The following is a 23,923-nucleotide window of genomic DNA, read 5'->3' as shown; positions in this document are numbered from 1 at the left end:
GGCCGCTTCTGCGGGGCCATGCGCAGTGTCGCAAGGATGAATGTCTGTAGGCGCGGCCTTGTGCCGTGAACGGGCCGCGGCGCGGCCCCTCTTTGATCAGCAGTAGGCACTCATGGAAAAGAGCAAGTTTCGCAAGATCACCCTGGGCGTGGCGGCAGCCCTGGTCGCCGCTATCGTGCTGTATGCGGTGCAGGCACCGGCCAAGCCGCCGCAGTACATTACCGCCTCCGTCGAGCGGGGCGACATCGAAAATGCGGTGCTGGCCACCGGCACCTTGGAAGGGATCCGCCAGGTGGATGTCGGCGCCCAGGTCTCCGGCCAGTTGCGCTCGCTCAAGGTCAAGCTTGGCGACAAGGTGAGCGAAGGCCAGTGGCTGGCCGAGATCGATCCGCTGGTGTTGCGCAACACCCTGCGCCAGGCCGAGGTCGACGCCGAGAAGCTGCAGGCCGAACGGCGCTCCACCCAGGCCAAGCTCAAGCAGGCCAAGCGGGTCTACGAGCGCTACGAGGTGTTGCAGGCCGACGAGTCGATCTCGCGCCAGGACTTCGAGAACGCCGAGTCCGAGTTCGAGGTGCAGCAGGCCAACCTGCGCTCGCTGGACGCGCAGATCAAGAGCGCCCAGGTACAGGTCGACACGGCCCGGGTCAACCTTGGCTATACCCGCATCGTCGCGCCGATCGACGGCCATGTGGTCGGCATCGTCACCCAGGAAGGCCAGACGGTGATCGCCAACCAGCTGGCGCCGGTGATCCTCAAGCTGGCCGACCTCGATACCATGACCATCAAGGCCCAGGTGTCCGAGGCCGACGTGATCCATATCGGCCCGGGCCAACAGGTGTACTTCACCATCCTCGGCGACGACAAGCGCTACTACGCCAAGCTGCGCGGCACGGAACCTGCGCCGCAGAACTACCTGGAGAGCAGCGACAAGAGCAGTGGCGCGGCCAGGCAGGTCAGCGCGGTGTTCTACAACGCGCTGTTCGAGGTGCCCAACCCCGAGCATCGCCTGCGTATCGCGATGACCGCCCAGGTGCGCATCGTCCTCGACACCGCCCAGGGCGTGCTGACCGTGCCGGTGGCGGCGCTGGGCCCGCGCGATGCCGACGGCAGCTTCGCGGTGCGGGTGCTCGACGCCAAGGGCTTCGCCCAGGTGCGCAAGGTACAGGCCGGGATCAACAACAACGTCAGGGTCCAGGTCAAGGACGGCCTGGCCGAAGGGGATCGGGTGGTGATCGGCGAGCCGGTGTCGGGCGAGGCGGGGGCGTGAGCATGAACATGAATGTCGAGCTGTCGCCGCATCGTCCGCTGGCGGCCGCGCAGGAGCAACCGTTGTTGCGTCTGGAAGGGGTCGCACGCAGCTTCATGGCGGGTGACCGGGAATTCCTCGCGCTCAAGAACATCGACCTGCAGATCCATGCGGGTGAACTGGTGGCGATCATAGGCGCCTCGGGCTCGGGCAAGTCGACGCTGATGAACATCCTTGGCTGCCTGGACCATGCCAGCGCCGGCAGCTACCAGGTCGGTGGCCGGGAGACCGCCGACCTCGACGACGATGCCCTGGCGGCGCTGCGCCGGGATCATTTCGGTTTCATTTTCCAGCGCTACCACTTGCTGCCGCATCTGGACGCCCTGCGCAATGTGGAGATTCCGGCCGTCTACGCGGGCGCCGCCCAGGCCGAGCGTCACGGGCGGGCCCGCGAGTTGCTGACGCGACTGGGCTTGGCCGGGCACCTGGCACATCGGCCCAGCCAGCTGTCCGGTGGCCAGCAGCAACGGGTGAGCATCTGCCGGGCACTGATGAACGGGGGCGAGGTGATCCTGGCCGACGAGCCCACCGGGGCGCTGGACACCGCCAGCGGCAAGGAGGTGATGAACATCCTGCTGGAGCTGCACCGCGCCGGCCACACGGTGATCCTGGTAACCCACGACCCCAAGGTCGCCGCCCATGCCGCGCGCATCATCGAAGTCAGCGACGGGCAGATCGTCAGCGACCGGCGCGTCGCAAGCGAAGCGGTGTCGCCCACGAGCGAGCGGCGATCGCTGCGCCAGGCCGCGCCTCGGCGACTGGTGGCCAGCCTCGGCCTGTTCCGCGAGGCGTTCAAGATGGCCTGGATCGCCCTGATTTCGCACCGCATGCGCACCTTGCTGACCATGCTCGGGATCATCATCGGCATTACCTCGGTGGTGTCGATCTCGGCGATCGGCGAGGGGGCCAAGGGCTATGTGCTCAAGGACATCTCCGCCATCGGCAGCAACACCATCGACATCTACTCCGGCACCAGCTTCGGCGACAGCCGGGCCAAGGCCATCGAGACCCTGGTGCCGGCCGACGTCGGCGCGCTCAACGCGCTGTACTACGTCGACAGCGCCACGCCAGTGATCGGCCAGAGCTCATTGGTGCGCTACCGCAACATCGACGCCGATGTGCAGCTCAACGGCGTCAGCGAGCAGTACTTCCAGGTGCGCAACATTCCGCTGGCCGAGGGCATCGTGTTCAGCGCCGAGGATGCCCGCCGCCAGGCGCAGGTGGTGGTGATCGATCACAACACGCGCAAGCGCCTGTTCGCCGATGGGGTCGATCCGCTGGGGCAGGTGATCCTGGTCGGCAACCTGCCCTGCACGGTGATCGGGGTGGCCGCCGAGAACCGCAACCTGTTCGTTGCCGGCGGCACGCTGAACGTGTGGATGCCCTACGAGACCGCCGCCGGGCGGGTGCTCGGCCAGCGCCACCTGGACAGCATCAGCGTGCGGATCAAGGACGGCATGCCGAGCAAGCGGGTCGAGGAGGAGGTCAACAAACTGATGCTGCAACGCCACGGCACCAAGGACTTCTTCACCAACAACCTGGACAGCATCATGCAGACGGTGCAGAAGACCAGCCGCTCGCTGACGCTGCTGCTGTCGCTGATCGCGGTGATCTCGCTGGTGGTGGGGGGCATCGGGGTGATGAACATCATGCTGGTTTCGGTGACCGAGCGCACCCGCGAGATCGGCATCCGCATGGCGGTGGGCGCACGTCAGTCGGACATTCGCCAGCAGTTCCTGGTGGAGGCGGTGATGGTGTGCCTGATCGGTGGCGTGATCGGGATCGGGCTTTCCTACGGGATCGGCTACCTGTTCGCGTTGTTCGTCAAGCAGTGGCAGATGGTGTTTTCGCTGGGGTCGGTCGTGACGGCGTTCGTCTGCTCGACGCTGATCGGCATCCTGTTCGGCTTCGTGCCGGCGCGCAACGCCGCGCGGCTGGACCCGATCGAGGCGCTCGCGCGGGATTGAGGCTTGCCGCTGTCGCGGCGGTTCGGCGCGCCGAAAAGCCCGCGCCCGCAGGGACCGCCCTTGCTTAACTCCTGTGGGAGCGGGTTCACCCGCGAAGCAAGCGATGCGGTGCTTGGCACCGGCTACGCCGGTGTTCGCGGCTAAAGCCGCTCCCACGGCGACCGCACTGACCTCAAGCCTTGCACAACTCCTGTGGGAGCGGGTTTACCCGCAAAGCAAGCGATGCGGTGCTTGGCACCGGCTACGCCGGTGTTCGCGGCTAAAGCCGCTCCCACAGGGACCGCGCCAGATCGAGGAATCCGAGCAAGTCAGTGGCTGCGTGGCGGCGTCTCGCCGCCATACATCCAGCGCATCAGCGAATGCCGTCCGCTGATGCCCAGCTTGATCGCCGCGCGGCGCAGGTAGCTTTCCACGGTGTTGATCTTGAGCGCCAGGTGTTCGGCCTGCTGCGGCGCGGTGTGGCCGGCGAGCAGGCCAAGGCAGACCTGGCGCTCGCGTTCGGACAGGCTCAGGCCGGCCTGCGCCAGGCGTTCCAGAAAGCGCGCCTGCAACGATTCCTGGGCCGTTCTGGGCGGTGCTTCGGCGGCCGGGCGCAGGGCATCGCCATGCCGCTCCAGCATCGGCAGCAGCAGCGGCGATATGTCCTCGAGCAGATTGCGTTCGTCCGGCGAGAAACCTTCAGTGCAGGCGGCACGCAGCACGGTGATCTGGTAGTGGTAGCCGTTCTTGCGCCGGGCCAGGTGCAGGCAGGCCGGATCGCACAGGGCGATGGCCGGGTCGGACAGCACTGTTTCGCAGAGCAGTGGCGCATCGCTGTCAGCGCAGTCGATACGCCACTGACGGATGTGAGTGGCATCGACGGTCAGCTGGGTGCGGATCAGGTCATGCAGCCGGCGCGGAAAATGCGCGCTGCCGGTACTGGCGATGGCTTTGCCGATCTGCGGGAAGGGCAGTTGGGTGGGCATGGTGTCGTCCGTGAGTCAGTGATTGCGGGCGTTGCCTGGGTCCGTTGGCAACGGGGAGCGTTTCGAATGCTAGTACAACGATCGAGTGACCGTTGAATGAAACGCATGATGTCATGATAGTGGCTTTGTCGCGGCAGGCGACCCACTTTTCAGACTGCCGATCATCCCGCAATGTGTCTGGCCTGGGCTCAGGCGGGCGCGCGTGCCCCCTGCAGGAACAACTGTTCAAGTGCCTGCGCGGTATTGGCGCTGGCGGCGCGCCCACGGCGCTCGGCGTCGACCATGCCGTAGATCATGGTCATGAACATCTCGGTGAATACCGCCGCGCTGATATCGATGCGCAGCACGCCCATCTGCTGGGCACGCAGGAAGAACGCATCCATGGCCTGGGTGTAGGCCAGCCAGCGCCGGTCTTCGGCGTCATTGAGCAGGGTGTCGGGGCGATACTGGAACATTAGAAACACCAGCATCTCCCGATGCTTGAGGTGTTCGGCGATCAGGTGACGAATGCCGCTCAGGGGTTCGGCCTGTTTCAGGTCCGCTTCGTGGATGACCTGGTTGAGCACCTGCTCACCATGGTCTTCGAGCATGCTCACCAGATTCTCGCGGGTGCCGCAGAAGCGGTGCAGGGTGGCCTTGCTGACGCCGGCGGTTTCCGCCAGTTCCTTCAGGGTGGCGCGGGGTTGCACGACGATGGCGTGGGCCAGCGCCTTGAGCAGGCGTTCTTCTTGGAGAGAAATTCGCATGAGGGCCTCGGATCACGGTTCGACAAAACGAGAGATGCCGAACTGTATCATATGAGACTAAAAAATCTCAAAGGTGAAGCGATCCGCTCCCACGGGCCAGCCCGTGGGAGCGGCAGACGCCTCAGTGCGGCGCGCGCGGGATGGTCTTGAGCAGGTCTTCCGGGCTGATGTGCCCGACCACCTGGGCCACCGCGCTGCCAGGGGTCGGCAGGTCGATGATGTGGCCCTTCATCTTGCCGATCACGTGCATTTCGCAAGGCTTGCAGTCGAACTTCAGGGTCAGCACCTCGTCGCCCTGGATCAACTGCATCGGCGCGACCTTGGTGCGCACGCCGGTGACGCCCTTGGCCTGTTTCGGGCACAGGTTGAAGGAGAAGCGCAGGCAGTGCTTGGTGATCATCACCGGCACTTCGCCGTGTTCCTCGTGGGCCTCGTAGGCCGCGTCGATCAGCTGCACGCCGTGACGGTGGTAGAAATCGCGGGCCTTCTGGTTGTAGACGTTGGCCAAAAACGACAGGTGCGACTCCGGGTATACCGGTGGCGGCGTGGTCTCGGCCTTGCGTCCGCCCCGCGGGTGCGCCTGCACGCGGGCTTCGGTCAGCGCCTCGATGGCTTCGCGGCGCAGGGCCTTGAGCTGTGAGTTGGGGATGAAGTACGCCTGCGGCGCATCGAGTTCGATGGCGTTGGCATGGTACATCGTGGTCCCCAACTGGCCGAGCAGGTCATGCAGCTGGTCCAGGGCCTGCTGCGGCTTGTTGGCGGCGCCGAACGGGCCGTCCAGGGCCACCTGCACGCTCACGCCTTCCTCGCTGGTGGCGGTCAGCGCCAGGCGTTGCTCGCGCAGCACGGCCTGCCAACGCACGCCGATGCGACGCTCGGCGGAGGTGCGCTGCAAGGCCTGCTGCCAGTTGTGATCGAGGTTGCGCGACAGCGGATGGTTGGGGCGCAGCTTGTGCAGACCCTCGGGCATCTCGTTGGGCTCGACGCGGTAGCGGTAGCGCTTCAGGCCGTCTTCCTCGGACTCGCTCTTGAGCTCGGCGATGTTGGCACGGAAACCCACCACCTCGCGCTTGACCAGCACGTTCAGGCCATCGCCGTTGGTCAGCGGCACCTCGGTGAGCACCTGCAGGTCACGCTTGCCGACTTTCTCCACCACGCCCACCGGCAGGCCGGTGAAGGTCGGCGAGTCGAAGGCACCGATGTCGATCTTGCGCTCGCTGACGAAATAGTCGGTGCTGCCACGGTGGAAGGTCTTGTCCGGATCGGGCACGAAGAAGTGCTCGGTGCGACCGCTCGAGGCGCGCGCCAGTTCCGGGCGGTCCTCGAGGATCGCATCGAGCTCCTTGCGGTAGTGGGCGGTGATGTTCTTCACGTAGCCCACGTCCTTGTAGCGGCCTTCGATCTTGAACGAACGCACGCCGGCGTCGACCAGGTCGCGCAGGTTGGCGGTCTGGTTGTTGTCCTTCATCGACAGCAGGTGCTTCTCGAAGGCGACCACGCGGCCCTGGTCGTCCTTGAGCGTGTACGGCAGGCGGCAGGCCTGGGAGCAGTCGCCGCGGTTGGCGCTGCGACCGGTCTGGGCGTGGGAGATGTTGCACTGGCCGGAGAAGGCCACGCACAGCGCGCCGTGGATGAAGAACTCGATGGCCGCGTCGGTTTCGGCGGCGATGGCGCGGATCTGCTGCAGGTTCAGTTCGCGGGCCAGCACCAGCTGGGAGAATCCGGCCTGGTCGAGAAACTTGGCCCGCTCCAGGGTGCGGATGTCGGTCTGGGTGCTGGCGTGCAGCTCGATCGGCGGGATGTCCAGCTCCATCACCCCCAGGTCCTGGACGATCAGCGCGTCGACGCCGGCGTCGTACAGCTGATGGATCAGCTGGCGCGCGGGCTCCAGTTCGTTGTCGTGGAGGATGGTGTTGATGGTGGTGAACACGCGGGCGTGGTAGCGACGGGCGAACTCCACCAGGCCGGCGATATCGCTGACGTCGTTGCAGGCGTTGTGGCGCGCGCCGAAGCTCGGGCCGCCGATATAGATGGCATCAGCGCCGTGCAGGATCGCCTCGCGGGCGATGCTGACATCACGGGCAGGGCTGAGCAGTTCCAGGTGATTCTTTGGAAGGGACATGTCGTTATGGTTCGGGCGGTCACGGTAAGGCGGGCATTGTAGCGGTGAAATGACCTTTCGGCACCTCCGCCCGCCTGGTGGGCGGTTGTGCTGGCGGATGGCCGGCGATAAGCTCGATGGCATTTTGCAATTGCCAGGCGGCGTCACGCGTGAACCTCATCCACCTCTATGTTCTCGACCATAAAGCGCTGTATGACCTGAATGTCCCGTTCAGCAGCCAGTTCACCTGCAAAGTGCAACGGCAAGGCGTCATCAGCATTCACCGACGGCACGACTGGGTGGATTTCTACGACGGCTACCAGTGCCACGCGATCATTGGCCAAAACGGCACGGGTAAAAGCACGATCCTCGAGGCGCTCAGTGCGCTGGGCGGAGAAAGCGAGTCCCAGATCGTTGCCATTTTTCATGATGACGAGCGCGACGAATGCTTCATTTGTTTTACCAATCTGTCCGCACACGGGTTCGAAGTGCGTCATTGCGAGATGCGCTACACATACGTGACCGATAGTGAGTGGTTTCTGTTCGAGCAAGGGTTGGAGCTCGTGCATGTGAACTCGATTTCTGAAAACAGAATGGACTTTGCGCAGCGTGCCAGACCGAAAGCGGCCGTGGCGGTCAAGCGTCTTACGATCGCCCAGGCCACGCATTCGCGGGTAGCTCGCAAACGCTACTTCAAGCGCTACCTCAACTACTTTCAGCACTATCCCCGGGAACCCTACCAAGAGAACATCAGGTTCGAGTTCTCGTTCTCCCGCTCATCCGTCGGGATTCTGGAAAAAGCCATGGCTGTTGCCGAGGACAGCACGGAGATTTCTCTGTTGCGCAAATGGCTGGGTACATTCGCCGTCTTGCCCACCGAACTGTTCGACCCGCTCAGCAGCGATGTCGGCAACAAGTTGCTCGAAATGAATGCGCCCTCCATTCTTCATGGCATCTCCAGGTTGGTCCCTGGCGAACCGTCGTCGTTCCTGGCGCTCATGCACCACTATGTGAGCGCGGCCCCGGACCTGACCACCCGTGAAAAATTGGCTGAAAGCGTTGCTGGTTGGGCTCATGAGCGATCGTTGTCAAAAGCATCACGGATAACCCTTCATAATGACGCGCTGAAAAATTTGGCGGCCATAGCCGCCACGCTGGAGAGCATAGGCGATCAGCTTTACCTGGAGTATCAGAATGAAGACTGGTTCGAAGCGGCGAGCGTCGTCATCGAGAAGTTCGAAGCCGTTGAGCACCTGAGGTCGCTGGTCAAACGCCTGCCCGATAGTGTGGCCCGCAACATCCACTGGGGCTGGCGCGGTGCGAGCACCGGTGAACTGGCGCGTGCGCATATCTTCTCGGAGCTGTTCAACTACTTGAGTGAACTGCCACAGGACCAGACCCCGATCATCCTGATCGACGAAGCGGACCTGTATCTTCATCCCGAGTGGCAGCGAAAGTTTCTCAGCGACCTGCTGGCACTGTTCCGGCGGGTGCGATCGGGCAGCCCCCCACAACTGATCCTCTGCACCCATTCACCGATCATGGTCAGCGACTTCCTCGCCGATGACATCACTTCCTTGACGCAGGACGAATACGGCCACCCGACGTGCAGCCGCTCCTGCGGATTCGGCAGCAGCATCGCGGATATCTATATGGCCGACATGCACCTGGAGTCGACGTTCGGCGAGCATGCGCGACGCAAGCTGGCAGACTTGCTCGACAACGCCGAGGCCAGCGAGCTGGGCGAAGCGGACCGTCTGTTGATCAGCAAGATCTCCAACCAGAACCTGAAGAATCTATTGCTCGCACATGATCAAGATCAACAAGAAACCCAGCATTGACTTCGTCAGACGGTATGCGCATGACGTCGTAGACGGCATTATTTTGCCGCGGCTCACCATTGCCTTGAAGAACGCTCCGTCCGAACTGTCAGCGTTCTTCACCCGAGCCCGCTTGGTACAGCTGGTGGCTACCAGGCCAAAAGATCTTGAGTCAACGATAACGGACGTCTACGCAGCTTTTCCGCAGCTGGCGGAGCGCTATTGCTATTCGATGCTGCTGACAGACGTGAAGATTGCCCTTGAAGCGTTGCCCGAGCACCTGAGCAGCCCCAAACAACGTCAAGCATTCGATAAGGCGCTCCAGCGGACCGTGGCTGCATTGCAGGGGCTTCTTCTGACTCATCCCGCACTTCCCTATACGCAGTATCTGGTCGATCAGCTCATGGCTGATGGCGCCCGCTCCGAAAAGCGTCGCGTGCTCAACAAGCTGAAGGCGGCCAGCGGTGGTACGCACAAATTCTCGAAGGAAGATCGTGCGCGCTTCCCGGATTGGATGAAGGACTTTGCGGATTGTTTCGACTTCGACACGGTAGCCAGGAGGTATGGAGAGCTGCTGTATGCCCTGTGGGGGTTGACCATATGCCCGTACTGCGCGATCGAGCGTATCGAAGGCTATGCACGCATCAATGTGCGACCTGACCTTGATCATTTCTACCCCAGAACGCGCTTTCCGTTCCTTGGCGTCTCATTGTTCAATCTGATCCCCTCTTGTGGGACCTGCAACCAGAAACTCAAGAGAAATCATCCAATGCTCGGCCATGCACACCCTATGCTGAAGGGGCTCGAGCACGATGATATGTTCAGATTCGGTTATGTCCCGGATGGGAATGTCGAACAGTCGCTCAGCGTTCAAGTCTTACCCTTGGCGGATTCGCACAAGGCCAACAACGTGGAGCGCTTCAAGCTGGCAGTCATCTACAACGACAACCGCGGGCTGCGTGCCTGGTTCCACGATGCTCGCGCAACGTTGGATGTTCTCAAGGAGGCGCGATTAGAAAGGCAGCCTAAGGTCATCGAGGCCATGCTGCAGCAACTTGTCGATCTGAACAGGCCCTCTAGCGAGGTCCAAGCGCAGGCATTCAAGGTTGCCGCAGTTAATGACATGACGGGGCGGGCGCTCCGGGCGGTACTCCAGTCGCCTTGAGGAATGCCCCTGGACAGGGGCACCCGGACCGATTTGTCAGCCCTTGGCCGCCATCGCCGTCACTTCCACGCGCATGCCATCGAAGGCCAGCGAGGCCACGCCCACCGCGGCGCGGACCGGCCAGGGCTGTTTGAAGAAACGCTGGTACACCTCGTTGAACGCGGCGCGGTCGGCCATGTCGGTGAGGTAGATGGTCAGGTGCAGGACTCGGTCCATGGAGCTGCCGGCGCGCTCCAGGGCCACTTTCAGCGCCTGCAGGGTGCATTCGCTCTGGGTGGTGATATCGCCCAGCTCCAGGCTGCCGTCGGCGTGTACCGGAATCTGGGTGCTGACCAGGATGCCGTTGTACTCGGCCACGTCCGAGGAGATGGAGTCCGCGTCCGGGTCCGGGGTGTAGATGATGTCTGTGTGTGCCATCGAGGGTTCGCCTTGCAACGGAAGGAAAGCGGCAAGCCTACGCGAGCCGGCCGGGCTGGTCGAGGCACAGCGCCGGTCGCCTGCAATTGAAATACGCCGCCTGGCCCGGCAGAATCGCGCCCCGACCCGGCCACAGGCGCCGGGCCCTGGTTGCGACAAGAGGCTGCAGTTGAACGAACATACATTGTCCATGCGCCTGGAGCGCGTGGCGGCCCATGTGCCCGCAGGCGCGCGCCTGGCCGACATCGGCTCGGACCATGGCTACCTGCCGGTGGCGTTGCTGCGCCGCGGCGCGATCGTCGCGGCGGTGGCCGGCGAGGTGGCGCTGACGCCCTTCCTTTCGGCCCAGCGCACCGTGCGCGAGAACGGCCTCGATGCACATATCAGCGTGCGCCATGCCAGCGGCCTGGCGGCGATCGAAGCGGGTGACGGCATCACCGCCATCAGCATCTGCGGCATGGGCGGCGAGACCATCCGTGACATCCTCGAAGCCGGCAAGGCCAATCTTGGCGGCCAGGAGCGCCTGGTGCTGCAGCCCAACGGTGGCGAGCAGCCGCTGCGCCAGTGGCTGATGGACAACGGTTACCGCATCCTGTGCGAGGAAGTGCTGCGGGAAAACCGTTTCGACTACGAGATCATCGTCGCCGAGCGCGGCGACGCCGTGGACTATACCCCCGAACAGCTGTACTTCGGCCCGCTGCTGATGCGCGAGCGCAGCCCGGCCTTCCTGTTCAAGTGGCAGCGCATGCTGCGCCAGAAACAGCAGACCCTGGCCAACTTCGCCCGGGCGCGGCACGCCGTGCCCGAGGACAAGGTGCGCGACATCACCCGCCAGGCGGACTGGATCAGCGCGTTGCTGGCTTGAGGGGCTAGTGTGGTGTTTCACAAATAACGACCATAGCCTTGCCTGAGCGCAAAAATCGCTCGCGAGTTATTGGTCGTATTTGCAAAACACCACACTAGCGGGGATTGGCCACCGCGGCCGGTACCTTGAGCACCAGCAGGCCACCCAGCACGATGGCCAGCGCCAGCACTTGCAGGGCCAGCCCCGGGCTGGCGGCGGTGTCGCGCATCCAGCCGATCAGGTAGGGCGCCAGGAACGAGGCGATGCTGCCGAACGAGCTGATCATGGCGATACCGGCCGCCTGGGCGCTGCCGGCCAGGAATGCCGGTGGCAGCTGCCAGAACATCGGCAGGGCGGCGCTGGCGCCCATGCCGGCGAGCACCAGGCCAGCCATCACCAGCAGTGCATCGCCAGGCGCCACGCCCGCCAGGGCGATGCCAGCGGCCGCCATCAATAGCGGGACGCACAGGTGCCAGCGGCGTTCGCGGTGACGGTCGGAAGAGCGTCCGCAACCGAGCATGAACAGGCACCCGGCCAGGTACGGAATGGCGCTGAGCAGGCCGACCTGGCCGTCGCTGCCGATCCCGGCGGCATGGATCAGGGTCGGCATCCAGAACGCCAGGGTGTTGACCGCCAGCATCACCGCGAAGTACACCGCCACCAGCAGCCATACCTGCCGATCGCCGAGCAGGCCGCGTATCGAACTGATGGGTTTGCGCCGTTCCTCGCCGGCTATTTCCTCACGCAACGCGCGCTTCTGTTCGGCATCGAGCCAGGCAACCTGTTCGAAGCTGTCCGGCAGAGCCTTGAGCACCACCAGCCCGAGCAGGACCACCGGCAGCCCTTCGATCAGGAACATCCATTGCCAGCCCCGCAGCCCACCAAAGTCGTGGAACGCCTGCAGGATCCCGCCGGACAGCGGCCCGCCAACGACCCCGGCCAATGGCACGGCGATGGCGAACAGCGCGGTGATCTGCGCCCGACGCCGGGCCGGGTACCAGCGGTTGAGCACCACGAGGATGCCGGGGAAGAAACCGGCTTCGGCCACCCCCAGCAGAAAGCGCAGGGCATAGAACCCCGCCGCGTCCTGCACCCACATCATGCCGGTGGACAGCAGGCCCCAGACCACCATCAGGGTGGCGATCCAGCGCCGCGGGCCGACCCGCTCCAGGGCCAGGTTGCTGGGCACGCCGAACAGCGCATAGGCGACGAAGAACAGCCCGGCGCCGAGGCCGTAGATGGTGTCGGAAAAACCCAGGTCGGCGCTCATCTGCATCTTGGCGAAGCCGATGTTGATGCGGTCGAGGTGGGCGAACAGGTAGCACACCAGCAGCAGCGGCATCAGCCGCCAGGTGACGCGTGAATGGGTGCTGTGCGAGACATCGGAGGGCGTGGCGACGCGGGTGTCGATCGTGTTCATGGTCCGGGCCGTTCTTGTTGTTGTCCCGGAAGATCATGCGACGGTGCGTGGGGCTGGCAAATGCACTTTCAGCAAGTTGGCTGGTATTTTTCCCGGCCGTTACAGTTGCGAGCAGTTGCCCATCTGGCGGTAGTCGACCTCGCGAGTCTGACCCTGGCGGTCGACATAGACCATGTGCGCGGTACCCACCTGGCAGTCGGCGTCATTGCTGGCTGGGGTGATGGAGATGACTTTGGCGATGTCCAGCGGCATGCCGTACTCGTAGTGCGTGGCTGCCGAGCTGCCGGCGCTGGTGTCGGCGAAGGCGGTGAAGGGGGCAAGAGCGCCGCAGAGGGCGATGAGGGCAAGCGAACGTTTCATGACAGGCTCCTTGTTTTGCGGGAATGCCTAATGATCCATTCATTTGTGTTTCACAATAAATGGGCTATTCCGTGATAGATTCCTGCTTCTAATGCATGAATGAATGAGAGCGCCAGCCCTATGGATATGCTGCATGCGATGCGTACCTTCGCCCGGGTAGTGGAGTGCGGCAGCTTCGCCGCCGCCGCCCAGGCCCTGGATATTTCCGCGGCGCAGGTGTCGCGGATCGTCGCCGAACTGGAAAACCAGCTGCAGACGCGCCTGCTGCACCGCACCACCCGACGTCTGCGCATGAGCGAGGCGGGCGAGCGCTTTCTCGAGCGCACGCGGCAGATCATGCTGCTCACCGAGGAGGCCATGGATGAGGCCCGTGGCGCGCACCTCACGCCGCGTGGCCACTTGCGTATTCACTGCACCCATGGCCTGGGCCTGCTGATGATGCCGCTGGTGGCGCGCTACAACGCCACGTGCCCCGAGGTGGTGATGGAGCTGACGCTGTCGCAGCGCAACCCCGATCCGCTGGCCGAAGGGCATGATGTGGTGATTGCCATCGGCCAGGGCTTGCCGGACTCGCAACTGATCGCCATACCATTGGGCAGCATCCACAGCATTCTCTGCGCGTCTCCCGATTACCTCGCCCGCCACGGTGTGCCAAGGCAGCCGCAGGACCTGCACCAGCACGTCTGCCTGCGCACGGTCGATCCGCTGTTCGAGGAAGACTGGTCGTTCGAGGGCAGTCCCGACAGTTGCGTGATCGTGCCTCAGGACACCTTCCTCACCAATGTCGCCGACGCCATGCTCAGGGCCACCGAGCTGGGCATGGGCGTGGGCCTGCTGCCTTACTACTCGGCGAGCCAGGCGATGGAGGATGGGCGGCTGTGCCGGCTGTTGGCGCCGCACCGGCTGCGTCAGCGGGAGATCTATGCGATCTACCCGTCGCGGCATTACCTGGATGCCAAGGTGCGTACCTGGCTGGATTTCCTCAAGGAGCAGCTGCCGTTGCTGTTCGCCGAGCATCAGCGAGTGGCGGATGAGCCCCGCTACTGGCGGTGACACCCGTGGGAGCAGCCGTCTAGCCAGATTCCCTGTGGGAGCAACTGTCTTGCGCAATTTTTAGAATCTGGCGCGATCCCACAGACTCAAGCTGCGCGGCGCCTCAGTGGCTGTCCTGGTCTTCGGCTGTTCCACCTGACGCGCCAGCCCCGCTGCCGGTAGCTTCACCCGTGCTGTTGGAGCCACCGGCGGCGCCGTCGGCGGCATCGGAGTCGCTGCTGTCGTTGTCCTTGCTGCCGTCATCGGCGGTCTTGCCCTCGGGGTGATCGCCCGACGCGTGTTCGCTGCGCGCGCGGCCATCATTCATGTCGGTGGCGGCCAGGCTGGCGGTGGAGGCGCTGCCAAGGATCAGGGCAAGCAGCAGGACGAGAGGGCGGTTGCGGGCCATGGTGAGTCTCCTGTCGGCTGGACTGTCATGGCTTTGGCCTTTGCACAGAGGCAAGGGTGCCCGCCGGGTGACGGGCGGTATGCACAGGGGCCTTGCGGCCCCGTGGCGGTCAGTTGGCGTCCGTGCGGGGCGCCTGTTGCACCGACGCGCCATCCATCGCGTCCAGCGTCGGATGCTCCTGCGCCGCGTGCATCAGGTCCTCGGTCACGCGCAGCTCCGCGCCGGTGGGCGAGAACGTCGCGGTGGGCGCGAACGGCGCCGGGTGCTCCGGCGCTGGCCGCTTGCCACGGCGCCACAGGAAGAAGCCGACCATGGCCAGGTTGATCGCGGCGAACGCCCAGAACAGCCCGACCTCGCCGTACGACGTCATCATGGGCGAAATGGCCAGCGGCGCCATGGCCGAGCCCAGCGAGTTGATCAGCAACAGCCCCTGGATCATCGGTACCAGGGCATCGGCCGGGGCACGATCGGCGGCGCTGCTGACCGCCACCGGGTACAGCGCGAACACGCCGCCCCCGAGCAGGAACAGCAGGGCTGGCAGCAGGGCCGTGTCGGCCGGCAACAGCACGATCAGCAGCGACAGCACGGTGCACAGCGTGGCCAGGGTGATCAGCACGTCCTGGCGGTCCTTGCGGTCCGACCAGCGCCCCACCGGGTATTGCAGCAGCATGGCGCCGAGGATCACCCAGGCCATCATGGTGCCGACTTCGCCCACGTCCAGGCCGATGCGCTGCAGGTACAGCGGCAACAGGGCGTAGATCCCGGCGATGGCCACGCCCGAGCCGAAACAGCCGACCAGGCCGGTGGGCGCCACGCCCAGCAGCTGGCGGGGCTTGAGGGGTTCGACCTGATCCAGTAGCGGCGACACCCGTGGCAGGATCACGATCGGCAGCACCGACAGCGTGGCGAGCATGCCCGCCAGCATGAACGGCGCGCTTTCGCCCAGGCCCGTGATCTCGCCCAGCGCGGCCTGGGCGATGACCCCGGCGCCATAGAAGGCGATCATGTACAGCGCCAGCAGGCGGCCGCGTATCTTGGCGTCGCCGGCCAGCAACAGCCAGCTTTCGATGACCAGGAACACGCCCACCGCGGCCCAGCCGTTGATCAGGCGCAGCACCGCCCACCAGGTGGTGTCGTAGAACAGCCCCTGCAAAAGGATGGTCGCGCCGATCAGCGCGGCGAAGCTGCTGTAGGCGCGGATATGGCCGATGCGCAGGATCAGCCTATCGTTGAACACCGCGCCGAGGGTCAGGCCGATGAAATAGGCCGACGAGACGATGCCGATGGTGGTGGCCGATTCTCCGGCCGCGCCCAGGCGCAGGGTGGTCAGGGAAGACAGGAAGCCATTGCCCAGGGCAATGATGAACAGGCTGAGCAGGGGTGCCAGCGCCATCGCCAGCAAACGCGGAGACATACGTACCTCAAGGTTGGAAAACGCCGATATGCGCCTTCTCGGGCGTGCGCCGCGGGATGTGCGACCTTGGCAAGATTCAACCGCGGGGCCTTTTGTGCGAAGGCCGGGCGGGGGCGGTTGAGCCTGTGGCACATGCGCGATGTGGTGAGGCGCGGACGCGTTCCTTGCGGGCGGTTGCCACCGGGTAGGGCGACGGGCGAAAAGGAGGCGGAATTTTACGGACTGTGCAGGATTTGCCAAGGGGTGGCAGCCTGCGACGAGAGGCCGCAGGGCAAGCCACGGGGGCGCTGGGCCGGTCAGCAGGAGGGCTTGGCGTGGACGGCGTCCGTCTGCTGGGCCGTGGCGGGGCGCTGCTGGTCGCTTGCAGCGAGGCGCTCGGCCATCTGTTGACGCTGCAGCGCCCATTGCTCGCTGCGCTCCCTGAGGCGGTCGGCGCCACCTTCGGCGAAGGCCGAGGTGGCCGAGATCGCGGCCAGCAGGGCCGCGGCGTAGGCGATGGTCTTCATCACTGAGGTCTCTCTCATCTAACCTGGAAAGGCGGCCGCGGGGCGGCCGGGTCGAGGTCAGCATGCGCGGTGCGGATTTCCCCAGGATTAACTGCGTGACCACTCAGCGGGTGAGCATCTGCTCGTGTGTCCAGCCGTGCTCGGTGAGGACCATGGCACGGGTTTCCTCGATCGGCTGGGTGGCGCTGGCGACGGCCAGCCCCAGCCCCGGGATGCTGGCCTGCACCGCGGCCTCGCCGGTCCAGCCCGGCAGCTCGGCGACCCGATAGCGGTAGGTCACCTGCGCCTGGCGGCGACCGCCGTGCTCCGTCGGCTCGTTGAAGCCCGTCACGCTGGTGACTTGGGCCTTGCCCAGACAGAGTCCGCCGACGGTGCCGCCGTTCTTGGTCCGGTGGGCGTCGGCCTTGAAGTAGCGGCGACCCTCGTCGGTCAGGTCGTAGGCGTAGTAGATATCGGTACGTGCCGGTTGCCACAGGCGTTGCGGTACTTCGGTGCGGCCGACCTCGCGCTCGCTGACCACCCCGACCTGGGCCAGCGCGTGCAAGGCCTGGTTGGTGCCCTGCAGGTCGAAATCGCGGGTGCGGGTGGGGAAGGGGCTGATCACGAAACAGTGCGGGTACTGGGTGTCGAGGTAGGCCTGGGCGGCCTGGCGCAATTCGGCGTCGCTGGGCTGGCGATTGTCGGAGCAGCCGAGCAGGGTCGCCAGCAGCACGGCTGGCGCAACGAGCGTCCTGTTCATCGTAAAGCTTCCTTGTGTGGCCAAGTACTGGTTCGCGCACCGGGCCGAGCGCGGTGCAACGGGATTAGAACCTGCGGGCCAGAGCGGCTGCAATCGTGGCAAGACGACATGTCGGCGGATGGCGGCCCGGCAAGTTGGCGGGGCTCATCCATACTGCTCTGATCCGCCCTGGCGTGGCCGGGGCATGCACGGAGAGGAATTGGCGATGGCCAAGGCGGCTGGCAAGAAACCTGCGGGCAAGGCATTGGAGAAACTCGGGCGCAAGACCTACGAGGCGCAGCTCAGGCGCCTGCATGTGGAGCTGGTCAAGCTTCAGCAATGGGTGGTGGAGAAGGGCCTGAAGGTGTGCATCGTCTTCGAGGGGCGCGACGGCGCCGGCAAGGGCGGCACCATCAAGGCCATCACCGAGCGCGTGAGCCCGCGGGTGTTTCGCGTGGTCGCGTTGCCAGCACCCACCGAACGCGAGAAGACCCAGATGTACGCCCAGCGCTATCTCACCCACCTGCCGGCGGCGGGCGAAGTGGTGATCTTCGACCGCAGCTGGTACAACCGCGCCGGGGTCGAGCGGGTGATGGGCTTTTGTACCGACGAGCAGGCCCACAAGTTCCTGACCGTGGTGCCGATGTTCGAGCGGATGATGGTCGAGTCGGGGATCATCCTCGTCAAGTACTGGCTCGAGGTCAGCCCCGAGGAGCAGGCCCGCCGCCTGCAGGACCGCATCAACGATGGGCGCAAGCTATGGAAGCTGTCGCCCATGGACGTCAAGTCCTACAACCGCTGGGACGATTACACCCGTGCCCGCGACGATATGTTCGCGGCCTCCGATTCGTCCTGGGCGCCTTGGTTCATGGCCCATTCGGACGACAAGCGCAAGGCGCGACTGAACATCATCAGTCACCTGTTGCAGCAGATTCCCTACAAGGACCTCAGCGACGCGCACAAGGTCGCGCTGCCCAAGCGCGGCAAGATCGGCAAGTACAAGGCCCAGCCTTATCCGTTCAAGCAGGTGCCGGAGCGCTTCTGAAAGGGGCGATGGGCAGGCGCATGGCACAACGCTCGGTCAGGCCATGGGCCTGCTCGCTGGCGATGATGGCCAGCAGGCGGTCATCCAACTGTCCGGCCGCGAGGCGTTCGAAGCCATAGCGCTCATAGAACGGGGCATTCCATGGCACATCGGCGAAGGTGGTCAGGGTCAGCCAGCGCAGGCCATGCTGTTGGGCGGCCTGCCTTGCCTGGTCGAGCAGGCGCCTGCCCAGGCCCTGGCCCTGGGCGTCCTGCGCGACGGACAGTTCCTGGATATGCAGGGCGGTGTCGGTGACAGTGGCGCACAGGAAGCCCACTGGCCGGTCCTGAGCGTCCACGGCCACCCAGCTGCAACCTTCGCTGACGAAGGCCTGGTGCGTTGCCGGGTCCATCACCTCGCTGTCGGCCAACCAGGCAAGGCGCGGCAGTGACCTGAAAGCCTGGGCGGCGGAGCGCTCGATGGCGGGGAGCAGCACGACATCGCCGCTGAGGGTGGGGCGGATACACATGATTGGCAGGGCACCTGTGAGAGCGGGCTTGCTTCGCCGGAGGAAGGAGTGTGCCAGAACGGCGCGCAGAGGTGTTGCAATGTTAGTGTTATAACGTAACATTTGTGGATCTCCTCCAGCTCAGGGCGCCACCGTGATCCGCAGAAACCCTTCCGGCCACCTCCCGCAAATCGCCGAGTCGGCCTATATCGACCACACCGCCATCATCTGCGGCAAGGTGATCATTCAGGACAATGTGTTCGTTGGCCCCTACGCGGTCATCCGCGCCGACGAAGTGGATGCCAGCGGCGACATGCAGCCGATCGTCATCGGCGCCAACTCCAATATCCAGGATGGCGTGGTGATCCACTCCAAGTCCGGCGCGGCGGTGCGCATCGGCCAGTACAGCTCCATCGCCCACCGCTCCATCGTGCATGGCCCGTGCGAGGTCGGCGATCGGGTGTTCATCGGTTTCAACAGCGTGCTGTTCAACTGCAAGGTCGGCGATGGCAGCGTGGTGCGGCACAACTCGGTGGTCGATGGTCGCGACCTGCCGCCGCGCTTCTACGTGCCGCCCACCGAGCACATCGGCCCGCATACCGACCTGGATCGCTATCCGCCGGTCAGCGTGTCGGCGTCGGAGTTCTCCGAGGACGTGGCACGCACCAATATCGATCTGGTCCAGGGCTACAAGGCCCTGCAGAACGAGTTCTGAGCATGGACACGCTACTGGTGCGCAACGCGCGGCTGGTCAATGAAGGGCGTGAGTTCGAGGCCGATCTGCTGGTGCGCCATGGGCGCATCGAGCGGATCGGCGGCATCGACAATGCCAGGGCCGCGCTGGAGATCGATGCCGACGGGGCCTGGCTGTTGCCGGGCATGATCGATGACCAGGTGCATTTCCGCGAGCCGGGGGCGCCGCACAAGGGCAGTATCGCCAGCGAGTCGCGGGCGGCGGTGGTCGGCGGCATCACCAGTTTCATGGACATGCCCAACACCAATCCGCCCACCCTCGACCTGGAGGCACTGGCAGACAAGAAGCGGCGGGCGGCGCAGGGTTCGCGCGCCAACTACGGCTTCCACTTCGGGGTCAGCCGCGACAACCTCGACATCATCGCGGCCCTCGATCCGCGCGAGGTGGCCGGGATCAAGGTGTTCATGGGGGCCTCGACCGGCGACATGCTGGTGGACGATCCCCAGGTCCTGGAAAAACTCTTCATCTACGCGCCGACCATCGTCCTGGCCCATTGCGAGCACACCCCGAGCATCCTCGAGAACGAGCGTGGGTGGCGGGCGCGCCATGGCGAGTTCATCCCTCCGGCGGCGCACCCGTTGATCCGCGATGCCGAGGCCTGCTACCGCTCCTCGAGCCTGGCCGTGGAGCTGGCCCGGCGCTTCGGCACGCGCCTGCATGTGCTGCACCTGACCACCGCGCGGGAGTTGGCCCTGTTCGAGCCCGGGCCGGTGGCCGGCAAGCACATCACCGCCGAAGTCTGCCTGCACCACTTGCTGTTCGATGACAGCGACTACGCCAGCCTCGGCCATTTGCTCAAGTGCAACCCGGCGATCAAGACCGGTACCGATCGCGACGCGCTGCGCCAGGCCCTGGCCTGCGATCGTATCGATGTGATCGGCACCGACCATGCGCCGCACACCCTGGAGGAAAAACGCCGGGTCTATACCCGCGCGCCGTCGGGGATGCCGCTGGTGCAACACGCCTTGCCGGCGGCCCTGGAGCTGGTCAGCGAGGGCGTGCTGAGCATGGCCCAGGTGGTGAACAAGACCAGCCATGCGGTGGCCGAACTGTTCGCCATTCGCGAGCGCGGCTTTTTGCGCGAGGGGTACTGGGCCGACTTCGCCATCGTCGAACGTCTGGACAGGCCTCGGGCGGTGGCCGACGACCCGGTCCTGGCACGCTGTGGCTGGACGCCGTTCATGCACCGTGGCTTCCACCATGTGGTCCGCAGCACCGTGGTGTCCGGTCAGCTGGCCTGGCACCGCGGCAGGCTGCGCGAACAATGCCAGGGGTTGCCCTTGATGTTCGACCGTTGATCGAACCCACGCAGACGCTGGTTTGCCTGCGCAAGCGGCGCAAGACGCCGCCAGACCTTCCGGAGTTTTACCCATGACCGAAGAACAACTGTTGCAACAACCCGTCGCTGCCTACATGAACGAACCCCAGCGGCAATTCTTCCGCAACCTGCTGCTGAACCAGCGCGGCGAGTTGCAGACCCGCATCGAGCAGGAGTTCCGTGCCCTGCGTGAGCAGGAAGTGCACAGCGACCCCGCCGACATCGGCAGCGCCGAGGAAGAGCGCCACTGGCAACTGCGCTCGCTGGAGCGGGAAAAGAAGCTTCTGGACAAGATCGACCAGGCGCTGGAGCGCCTGGCCCGGGGCGATTACGGCTGGTGCGAGGAAACCGGCGAGCCGATCGGCCTGCGCCGCCTGCTGCTGCGGCCCACCGCCACCTTGTGCGTCGAGGCCAAGGAGCGCCAGGAACTGCGCGAGCGGCATGTGCGTGACGATGTCTAGTCGGCGCTCAGGCCTTGGGCCTGCAACTGCCAGCGCACCGCGCTGACACCTTTCTCCAGGCTCACCCGGCCGACCAGGCGCTCCAGCTGGGTCGGCGCCTGCGGCGTGCCGAGCAGCTCGGCGCGTACTTCCAGACGCGCCGGGTCGGCCAGGTCCTCGCTGTGCAGCGACTGCAGGCGCAGGCCCGGGTCGCTGAGGCTGTGCAGCATCAGGCTGCGCACCTGGATCTCGTCCTCGGCGCGGCAGACGATGCGTACCTCGTAGCGCTGCTCCACCTCGCTGGCCGGCAGCACGTCCTGGCGATCCAGGCGCTGGGCGAGGTCGCGCAGCAGGATGTTGGCGCACAGCACCACCAGGCTGCCCAGTGACGCTTCCAGCAGCAGCCCGAGGCTGCACAGCACGCCGACGGCGGCGGTGCACCAGAGGGTCGCCGCAGTGTTCAGGCCGCGCACGTTGAAGCCATCGCGCATGATCACGCCACCGCCGAGAAAACCGATGCCCGATACCACGTAGGCAGCGATGCGCGAGGCGTCGGTGGGCGCCATGCCCGGTACCGCCTGGGTCATCAGCACGAACAGGCAGGCGCCGGTGCTGACCAGGGCGTTGGTGCGCAGGCCGGTCAGGCGCTGGCGCAGTTGACGTTCAGCACCGATCAGGGCACCGAGCAGCAGGGCCACGCTGACGCGCAGCAGAAAGATTTTCCAATCCATAGCGAACTCCGTTGCGCGGGCAATGCCCGCGTGAGCACCGTGCGAAGAGGGTGCGATTGAAAACGAGGAATGCGCAGGACCACGCGCCATGCCAGGGCAAGGCGGGAAAAGGAGGGGTGCTCGGCCGCGAAGGGCTGAAGGAAACCACCGTCTACCGTGTGCGGCGAGACAGTGGCAGGAATGCTGCCGGACTAGCTCGCCGTGTGGGCCTGTCGCAATCGACTGGGGCTACTGTCCAATGCAGGGAACTCCTGTGTGAGGGAACGCTTGAGTGCGCGGCGGACCATACGCCTCGACCCGCACAGGGTCAAGGCGTTAATCATGACAATTGCGTTACGCCAGGCGCTGACAGACATAAGCCTGGGTGCGGTACGGGAAGGCGATACGGTCGCGGCCTTTCAGGTCTGGGTGGTGGTCGATAAGGGCTTGCAGCCGGCCCATGACCTTGTCCTGTTCGGCCTGGGGCAGGGCGGCGATGAAGCTGACCGAGCGCAGGCGTTCGAGGATCACGGTCTGCGGGCTGCCTTCATGCACGTGGGGCAGGGTGGTCAGTTGCGGTGCGCTGAACCTGCCGCCAGCGAAGGCGTCCCGCCAGCGGCCGGTGTGAAAGCGCGGGGTGTCGCCTTCGTAGGGGGTGATGATCTCGGTGATCCGCGCCACCCAGTCCACCGTCTCGTCGCGCACGTTCCAGATCAGCCCGAGACGGCCGCCGGGGGCGAGCACCCGGTGCATCTCGGCCAGGGCTTCGGCGTTGGCGAACCAGTGGAAAGCCTGGGCGCAGACCAGCACCTGCTGGCTGGCGTCGGCCAGCGGGATGTGCTGGGCGGTGCCTTCGAGGACCGGGACATCGGGCAGCCGCTCGCTGAAGCGCTCGCGCATGGCGGCCACTGGCTCCACCGCCGTCAGGCGTGGCGCCAGCGCGGTGAGCAGGCGGGTGAACTTGCCGGTGCCGGCGCCCAGGTCGAGTACTGGGGTGCCGGCTTCGATGCCCAAGGTGTCGCGCAGCCAGCCCTGCAGGGCGACGGGGTAGTCGGGCCGTCCCTGCTCGTAGTTGCTCGACTGACGGGTATAGCCGGCGCTGGCCGAGACGTGCACATCCTTCATGGAAAATCCCTCCGAGTGACCTGCCGGCAATGTTACCCTTGCGCCTTTCGTTGCTAAACCCCGGATCGACTCATGCTGTTCAATCTCGCCGTGCTGTTCGGCACCTTGGTGGCCATGGAGGGCGTTGGCACGCTGGCCCACAAGTACGTCATGCACGGCTGGGGCTGGTGGCTGCACCGCTCGCACCATGAGCCGCAACTGGGCGTGCTGGAGACCAACGACCTGTACCTGCTGGCCTTGGGCCTGATCGCCGCGGGGCTGGTGGCGCTGGGCAAGGCCGGGCATGCGCCGCTGCAATGGGTCGGCGGCGGGGTGGCGGGTTATGGCCTGGCCTATGTGCTGGCCCATGACGGTTTCTTCCACCGCCACTGGCCGCGAGCGCCGAAGCCGGTCAACCGCTATCTCAAGCGCCTGTACCGGGCGCACCGCCTGCACCATGCGGTGAAGGGGCGCCAGGGCAGCGTGTCGTTCGGGTTCTTTTACGCACCGCCGTTGCGGGTGCTGAAGCGACAGCTGAAGCGGCGGCGGGGCTAAGCTTCACGCGCACCCTGTAGGAGCGGCCTTGCGTCGCGAAAGGGCTGCAAAGCAGCCCCGGCGATTTCGGCTTTGGCGCACAGATCCTGGGGCCGCTATGCGGCCCTTTCGCGACGCAAGGCCGCTCCTACAAGGGACGGTGTTCTAGGCGCAATCGTTGACGGCGCTGGCGGCCTTGCGCCCACGGCTCACCCACCAGCCAAGCCCCCGCACCGCCGTTGCGGGTGCTGAAGCGGCGGCGGGGCTAAGCTTCACGCGCACCCTGTAGGAGCGGCCTTGCGTCGCGAAAGGGCTGCAAAGCAGCCCCGGCGATTTCGGCT

The 23,923-nt window shown here is 65.2% G+C and carries 24 protein-coding genes; 11 read left to right on the top strand and 13 right to left on the bottom strand.

Annotated features, from left to right (window positions below):
* Window positions 1–112 precede the first annotated feature (112 nt).
* Both macA and ACYUME_RS13990 read left to right on the top strand, forming a co-directional pair.
* A complete protein-coding gene (gene macA, locus ACYUME_RS13995; RefSeq protein ID WP_460415189.1) occupies window positions 113–1,267 on the top strand; it encodes a macrolide transporter subunit MacA in 1,155 nt (384 codons plus the stop codon).
* 2 nt (window positions 1,268–1,269) lie between these two features.
* Entirely contained in the window at window positions 1,270–3,273 is a 2,004-nt protein-coding gene (locus ACYUME_RS13990) for a MacB family efflux pump subunit (RefSeq protein ID WP_460415187.1), read from the top strand.
* A 308-nt stretch (window positions 3,274–3,581) separates the two neighbouring features.
* On the opposite strand, the gene ACYUME_RS13985 is transcribed toward ACYUME_RS13990, so the two are convergent.
* The 3 genes from ACYUME_RS13985 to ACYUME_RS13975 form a co-directional block, all read right to left on the bottom strand.
* The gene (locus tag ACYUME_RS13985) at window positions 3,582–4,238 is read right to left on the bottom strand and encodes a helix-turn-helix transcriptional regulator (protein WP_460415185.1); all 657 of its coding nucleotides are present in this window, start codon (window positions 4,236–4,238) and stop codon (window positions 3,582–3,584) included.
* A 188-nt stretch (window positions 4,239–4,426) separates the two neighbouring features.
* Window positions 4,427–4,984: a TetR/AcrR family transcriptional regulator gene (locus tag ACYUME_RS13980; protein WP_279886821.1), complete on the bottom strand. Its 558-nt coding sequence runs from the start codon at window positions 4,982–4,984 to the stop codon at window positions 4,427–4,429.
* 121 nt (window positions 4,985–5,105) lie between these two features.
* Window positions 5,106–7,106, bottom strand: a complete 2,001-nt coding sequence (locus ACYUME_RS13975) for a peptidase U32 family protein (RefSeq protein WP_460415183.1) — start codon at window positions 7,104–7,106, stop codon at window positions 5,106–5,108.
* A gap of 149 nt (window positions 7,107–7,255) precedes the next feature.
* Between ACYUME_RS13975 and ACYUME_RS13970 the strand changes: the two genes are divergently transcribed.
* Both ACYUME_RS13970 and ACYUME_RS13965 read left to right on the top strand, forming a co-directional pair.
* The gene (locus tag ACYUME_RS13970; protein WP_460415181.1) at window positions 7,256–8,926 is read left to right on the top strand and encodes an AAA family ATPase; all 1,671 of its coding nucleotides are present in this window, start codon (window positions 7,256–7,258) and stop codon (window positions 8,924–8,926) included.
* Window positions 8,895–10,070: an HNH endonuclease family protein gene (locus tag ACYUME_RS13965; protein ID WP_460415180.1), complete on the top strand. Its 1,176-nt coding sequence runs from the start codon at window positions 8,895–8,897 to the stop codon at window positions 10,068–10,070. The genes ACYUME_RS13970 and ACYUME_RS13965 overlap by 32 nt, the downstream gene beginning before the upstream one ends.
* Window positions 10,071–10,106: 36 nt before the next feature.
* Here the strand turns inward: ACYUME_RS13965 and ACYUME_RS13960 are convergent, their stop codons facing one another.
* Window positions 10,107–10,487, bottom strand: a complete 381-nt coding sequence (locus tag ACYUME_RS13960; RefSeq protein WP_279886812.1) for a RidA family protein — start codon at window positions 10,485–10,487, stop codon at window positions 10,107–10,109.
* A 169-nt stretch (window positions 10,488–10,656) separates the two neighbouring features.
* On the opposite strand from ACYUME_RS13960, the gene ACYUME_RS13955 reads away from it, so the two are divergent.
* Window positions 10,657–11,352 carry a tRNA (adenine(22)-N(1))-methyltransferase gene (locus ACYUME_RS13955; RefSeq protein WP_279886810.1) on the top strand — a complete coding sequence of 232 codons (696 nt, stop codon included), beginning with the start codon at window positions 10,657–10,659 and terminating at the stop codon, window positions 11,350–11,352.
* Window positions 11,353–11,446: 94 nt separating this feature from the next.
* Here ACYUME_RS13955 and ACYUME_RS13950 read toward each other — a convergent pair whose 3' ends face one another.
* Together ACYUME_RS13950 and ACYUME_RS13945 are read right to left on the bottom strand one after the other, a co-directional pair.
* Window positions 11,447–12,751, bottom strand: coding sequence for an MFS transporter (locus ACYUME_RS13950; RefSeq protein ID WP_460415177.1), 1,305 nt, complete (start codon window positions 12,749–12,751; stop codon window positions 11,447–11,449).
* A gap of 99 nt (window positions 12,752–12,850) precedes the next feature.
* The gene (locus tag ACYUME_RS13945; RefSeq protein ID WP_460415175.1) at window positions 12,851–13,111 is read right to left on the bottom strand and encodes a DUF2790 domain-containing protein; all 261 of its coding nucleotides are present in this window, start codon (window positions 13,109–13,111) and stop codon (window positions 12,851–12,853) included.
* A gap of 120 nt (window positions 13,112–13,231) precedes the next feature.
* Between ACYUME_RS13945 and ACYUME_RS13940 the strand changes: the two genes are divergently transcribed.
* Complete coding sequence (locus tag ACYUME_RS13940; RefSeq protein WP_460415173.1) at window positions 13,232–14,164, top strand: LysR family transcriptional regulator; 933 nt, start codon at window positions 13,232–13,234, stop codon at window positions 14,162–14,164.
* Between the two features lie 103 nt (window positions 14,165–14,267).
* Here the strand turns inward: ACYUME_RS13940 and ACYUME_RS13935 are convergent, their stop codons facing one another.
* The 4 genes from ACYUME_RS13935 to ACYUME_RS13920 form a co-directional block, all read right to left on the bottom strand.
* Window positions 14,268–14,552 carry a hypothetical protein gene (locus ACYUME_RS13935; RefSeq protein ID WP_460415172.1) on the bottom strand — a complete coding sequence of 95 codons (285 nt, stop codon included), beginning with the start codon at window positions 14,550–14,552 and terminating at the stop codon, window positions 14,268–14,270.
* A gap of 109 nt (window positions 14,553–14,661) precedes the next feature.
* Window positions 14,662–15,966 (bottom strand): MFS transporter, encoded by a 1,305-nt coding sequence (locus ACYUME_RS13930; protein WP_460415170.1) that lies wholly within the window; start codon window positions 15,964–15,966, stop codon window positions 14,662–14,664.
* A gap of 296 nt (window positions 15,967–16,262) precedes the next feature.
* Window positions 16,263–16,475, bottom strand: a complete 213-nt coding sequence (locus ACYUME_RS13925) for a hypothetical protein (RefSeq protein ID WP_460415168.1) — start codon at window positions 16,473–16,475, stop codon at window positions 16,263–16,265.
* A 100-nt stretch (window positions 16,476–16,575) separates the two neighbouring features.
* Complete coding sequence (locus ACYUME_RS13920; protein ID WP_460415166.1) at window positions 16,576–17,211, bottom strand: hypothetical protein; 636 nt, start codon at window positions 17,209–17,211, stop codon at window positions 16,576–16,578.
* Window positions 17,212–17,416: 205 nt separating this feature from the next.
* Here ACYUME_RS13920 and ppk2 point away from each other — a divergent pair, with 205 nt between their 5' ends.
* Window positions 17,417–18,235 carry a polyphosphate kinase 2 gene (gene ppk2 / locus ACYUME_RS13915; protein WP_279887641.1) on the top strand — a complete coding sequence of 273 codons (819 nt, stop codon included), beginning with the start codon at window positions 17,417–17,419 and terminating at the stop codon, window positions 18,233–18,235.
* Here ppk2 and ACYUME_RS13910 read toward each other — a convergent pair.
* On the bottom strand, window positions 18,210–18,743 hold the full coding sequence (locus tag ACYUME_RS13910) for a GNAT family N-acetyltransferase (RefSeq protein WP_460415164.1): 534 nt from the start codon (window positions 18,741–18,743) through the stop codon (window positions 18,210–18,212). The two genes, ppk2 and ACYUME_RS13910, sit on opposite strands and share 26 nt — an antisense overlap.
* Window positions 18,744–18,876: 133 nt before the next feature.
* On the opposite strand from ACYUME_RS13910, the gene ACYUME_RS13905 reads away from it, so the two are divergent.
* The 3 genes from ACYUME_RS13905 to dksA all read left to right on the top strand — a co-directional run bounded on the left by ACYUME_RS13905 (window position 18,877) and on the right by dksA (window position 21,255).
* Window positions 18,877–19,437: a gamma carbonic anhydrase family protein gene (locus tag ACYUME_RS13905; RefSeq protein WP_279806257.1), complete on the top strand. Its 561-nt coding sequence runs from the start codon at window positions 18,877–18,879 to the stop codon at window positions 19,435–19,437.
* A gap of 2 nt (window positions 19,438–19,439) precedes the next feature.
* Complete coding sequence (locus tag ACYUME_RS13900) at window positions 19,440–20,774, top strand: dihydroorotase (RefSeq protein ID WP_460415162.1); 1,335 nt, start codon at window positions 19,440–19,442, stop codon at window positions 20,772–20,774.
* A 73-nt stretch (window positions 20,775–20,847) separates the two neighbouring features.
* Window positions 20,848–21,255 (top strand): RNA polymerase-binding protein DksA, encoded by a 408-nt coding sequence (gene dksA / locus ACYUME_RS13895; RefSeq protein WP_460415160.1) that lies wholly within the window; start codon window positions 20,848–20,850, stop codon window positions 21,253–21,255.
* Here dksA and ACYUME_RS13890 read toward each other — a convergent pair.
* Together ACYUME_RS13890 and ACYUME_RS13885 are read right to left on the bottom strand one after the other, a co-directional pair.
* On the bottom strand, window positions 21,252–21,965 hold the full coding sequence (locus tag ACYUME_RS13890) for an MgtC/SapB family protein (RefSeq protein WP_279887645.1): 714 nt from the start codon (window positions 21,963–21,965) through the stop codon (window positions 21,252–21,254). The genes dksA and ACYUME_RS13890 overlap by 4 nt on opposite strands.
* Before the next feature lie 333 nt (window positions 21,966–22,298).
* A complete protein-coding gene (locus ACYUME_RS13885) occupies window positions 22,299–23,069 on the bottom strand; it encodes a class I SAM-dependent methyltransferase (protein ID WP_460415158.1) in 771 nt (256 codons plus the stop codon).
* A gap of 72 nt (window positions 23,070–23,141) precedes the next feature.
* Between ACYUME_RS13885 and ACYUME_RS13880 the strand changes: the two genes are divergently transcribed.
* Window positions 23,142–23,603 carry a sterol desaturase family protein gene (locus ACYUME_RS13880; RefSeq protein ID WP_460415156.1) on the top strand — a complete coding sequence of 154 codons (462 nt, stop codon included), beginning with the start codon at window positions 23,142–23,144 and terminating at the stop codon, window positions 23,601–23,603.
* Window positions 23,604–23,923 lie beyond the last annotated feature (320 nt).

It is taken from the genome of Pseudomonas sp. microsymbiont 2, from assembly GCF_054788395.1.
This window is presented reverse-complemented; position numbering and strand designations above follow the sequence as displayed.

Excerpts from the sequence above, each read along its gene's own strand:
- macA (WP_460415189.1), top strand. The coding sequence starts at position 113 with ATGGAAAAGAGCAAGTTTCGCAAGATCACCCTGGGCGTGGCGGCAGCC.
- ACYUME_RS13990 (WP_460415187.1), top strand. The coding sequence starts at position 1,270 with ATGAACATGAATGTCGAGCTGTCGCCGCATCGTCCGCTGGCGGCCGCG.
- ACYUME_RS13985 (WP_460415185.1), bottom strand. The coding sequence starts at position 4,238 with ATGCCCACCCAACTGCCCTTCCCGCAGATCGGCAAAGCCATCGCCAGT.
- ACYUME_RS13980 (WP_279886821.1), bottom strand. The coding sequence starts at position 4,984 with ATGCGAATTTCTCTCCAAGAAGAACGCCTGCTCAAGGCGCTGGCCCAC.
- ACYUME_RS13975 (WP_460415183.1), bottom strand. The coding sequence starts at position 7,106 with ATGTCCCTTCCAAAGAATCACCTGGAACTGCTCAGCCCTGCCCGTGAT.
- ACYUME_RS13965 (WP_460415180.1), top strand. The coding sequence starts at position 8,895 with ATGATCAAGATCAACAAGAAACCCAGCATTGACTTCGTCAGACGGTAT.
- ACYUME_RS13960 (WP_279886812.1), bottom strand. The coding sequence starts at position 10,487 with ATGGCACACACAGACATCATCTACACCCCGGACCCGGACGCGGACTCC.
- ACYUME_RS13950 (WP_460415177.1), bottom strand. The coding sequence starts at position 12,751 with ATGAACACGATCGACACCCGCGTCGCCACGCCCTCCGATGTCTCGCAC.
- ACYUME_RS13945 (WP_460415175.1), bottom strand. The coding sequence starts at position 13,111 with ATGAAACGTTCGCTTGCCCTCATCGCCCTCTGCGGCGCTCTTGCCCCC.
- ACYUME_RS13940 (WP_460415173.1), top strand. The coding sequence starts at position 13,232 with ATGGATATGCTGCATGCGATGCGTACCTTCGCCCGGGTAGTGGAGTGC.
- ACYUME_RS13935 (WP_460415172.1), bottom strand. The coding sequence starts at position 14,552 with ATGGCCCGCAACCGCCCTCTCGTCCTGCTGCTTGCCCTGATCCTTGGC.
- ACYUME_RS13930 (WP_460415170.1), bottom strand. The coding sequence starts at position 15,966 with ATGTCTCCGCGTTTGCTGGCGATGGCGCTGGCACCCCTGCTCAGCCTG.
- ACYUME_RS13920 (WP_460415166.1), bottom strand. The coding sequence starts at position 17,211 with ATGAACAGGACGCTCGTTGCGCCAGCCGTGCTGCTGGCGACCCTGCTC.
- ppk2 (WP_279887641.1), top strand. The coding sequence starts at position 17,417 with ATGGCCAAGGCGGCTGGCAAGAAACCTGCGGGCAAGGCATTGGAGAAA.
- ACYUME_RS13910 (WP_460415164.1), bottom strand. The coding sequence starts at position 18,743 with ATGTGTATCCGCCCCACCCTCAGCGGCGATGTCGTGCTGCTCCCCGCC.
- ACYUME_RS13900 (WP_460415162.1), top strand. The coding sequence starts at position 19,440 with ATGGACACGCTACTGGTGCGCAACGCGCGGCTGGTCAATGAAGGGCGT.
- dksA (WP_460415160.1), top strand. The coding sequence starts at position 20,848 with ATGACCGAAGAACAACTGTTGCAACAACCCGTCGCTGCCTACATGAAC.
- ACYUME_RS13890 (WP_279887645.1), bottom strand. The coding sequence starts at position 21,965 with ATGGATTGGAAAATCTTTCTGCTGCGCGTCAGCGTGGCCCTGCTGCTC.
- ACYUME_RS13885 (WP_460415158.1), bottom strand. The coding sequence starts at position 23,069 with ATGAAGGATGTGCACGTCTCGGCCAGCGCCGGCTATACCCGTCAGTCG.
- ACYUME_RS13880 (WP_460415156.1), top strand. The coding sequence starts at position 23,142 with ATGCTGTTCAATCTCGCCGTGCTGTTCGGCACCTTGGTGGCCATGGAG.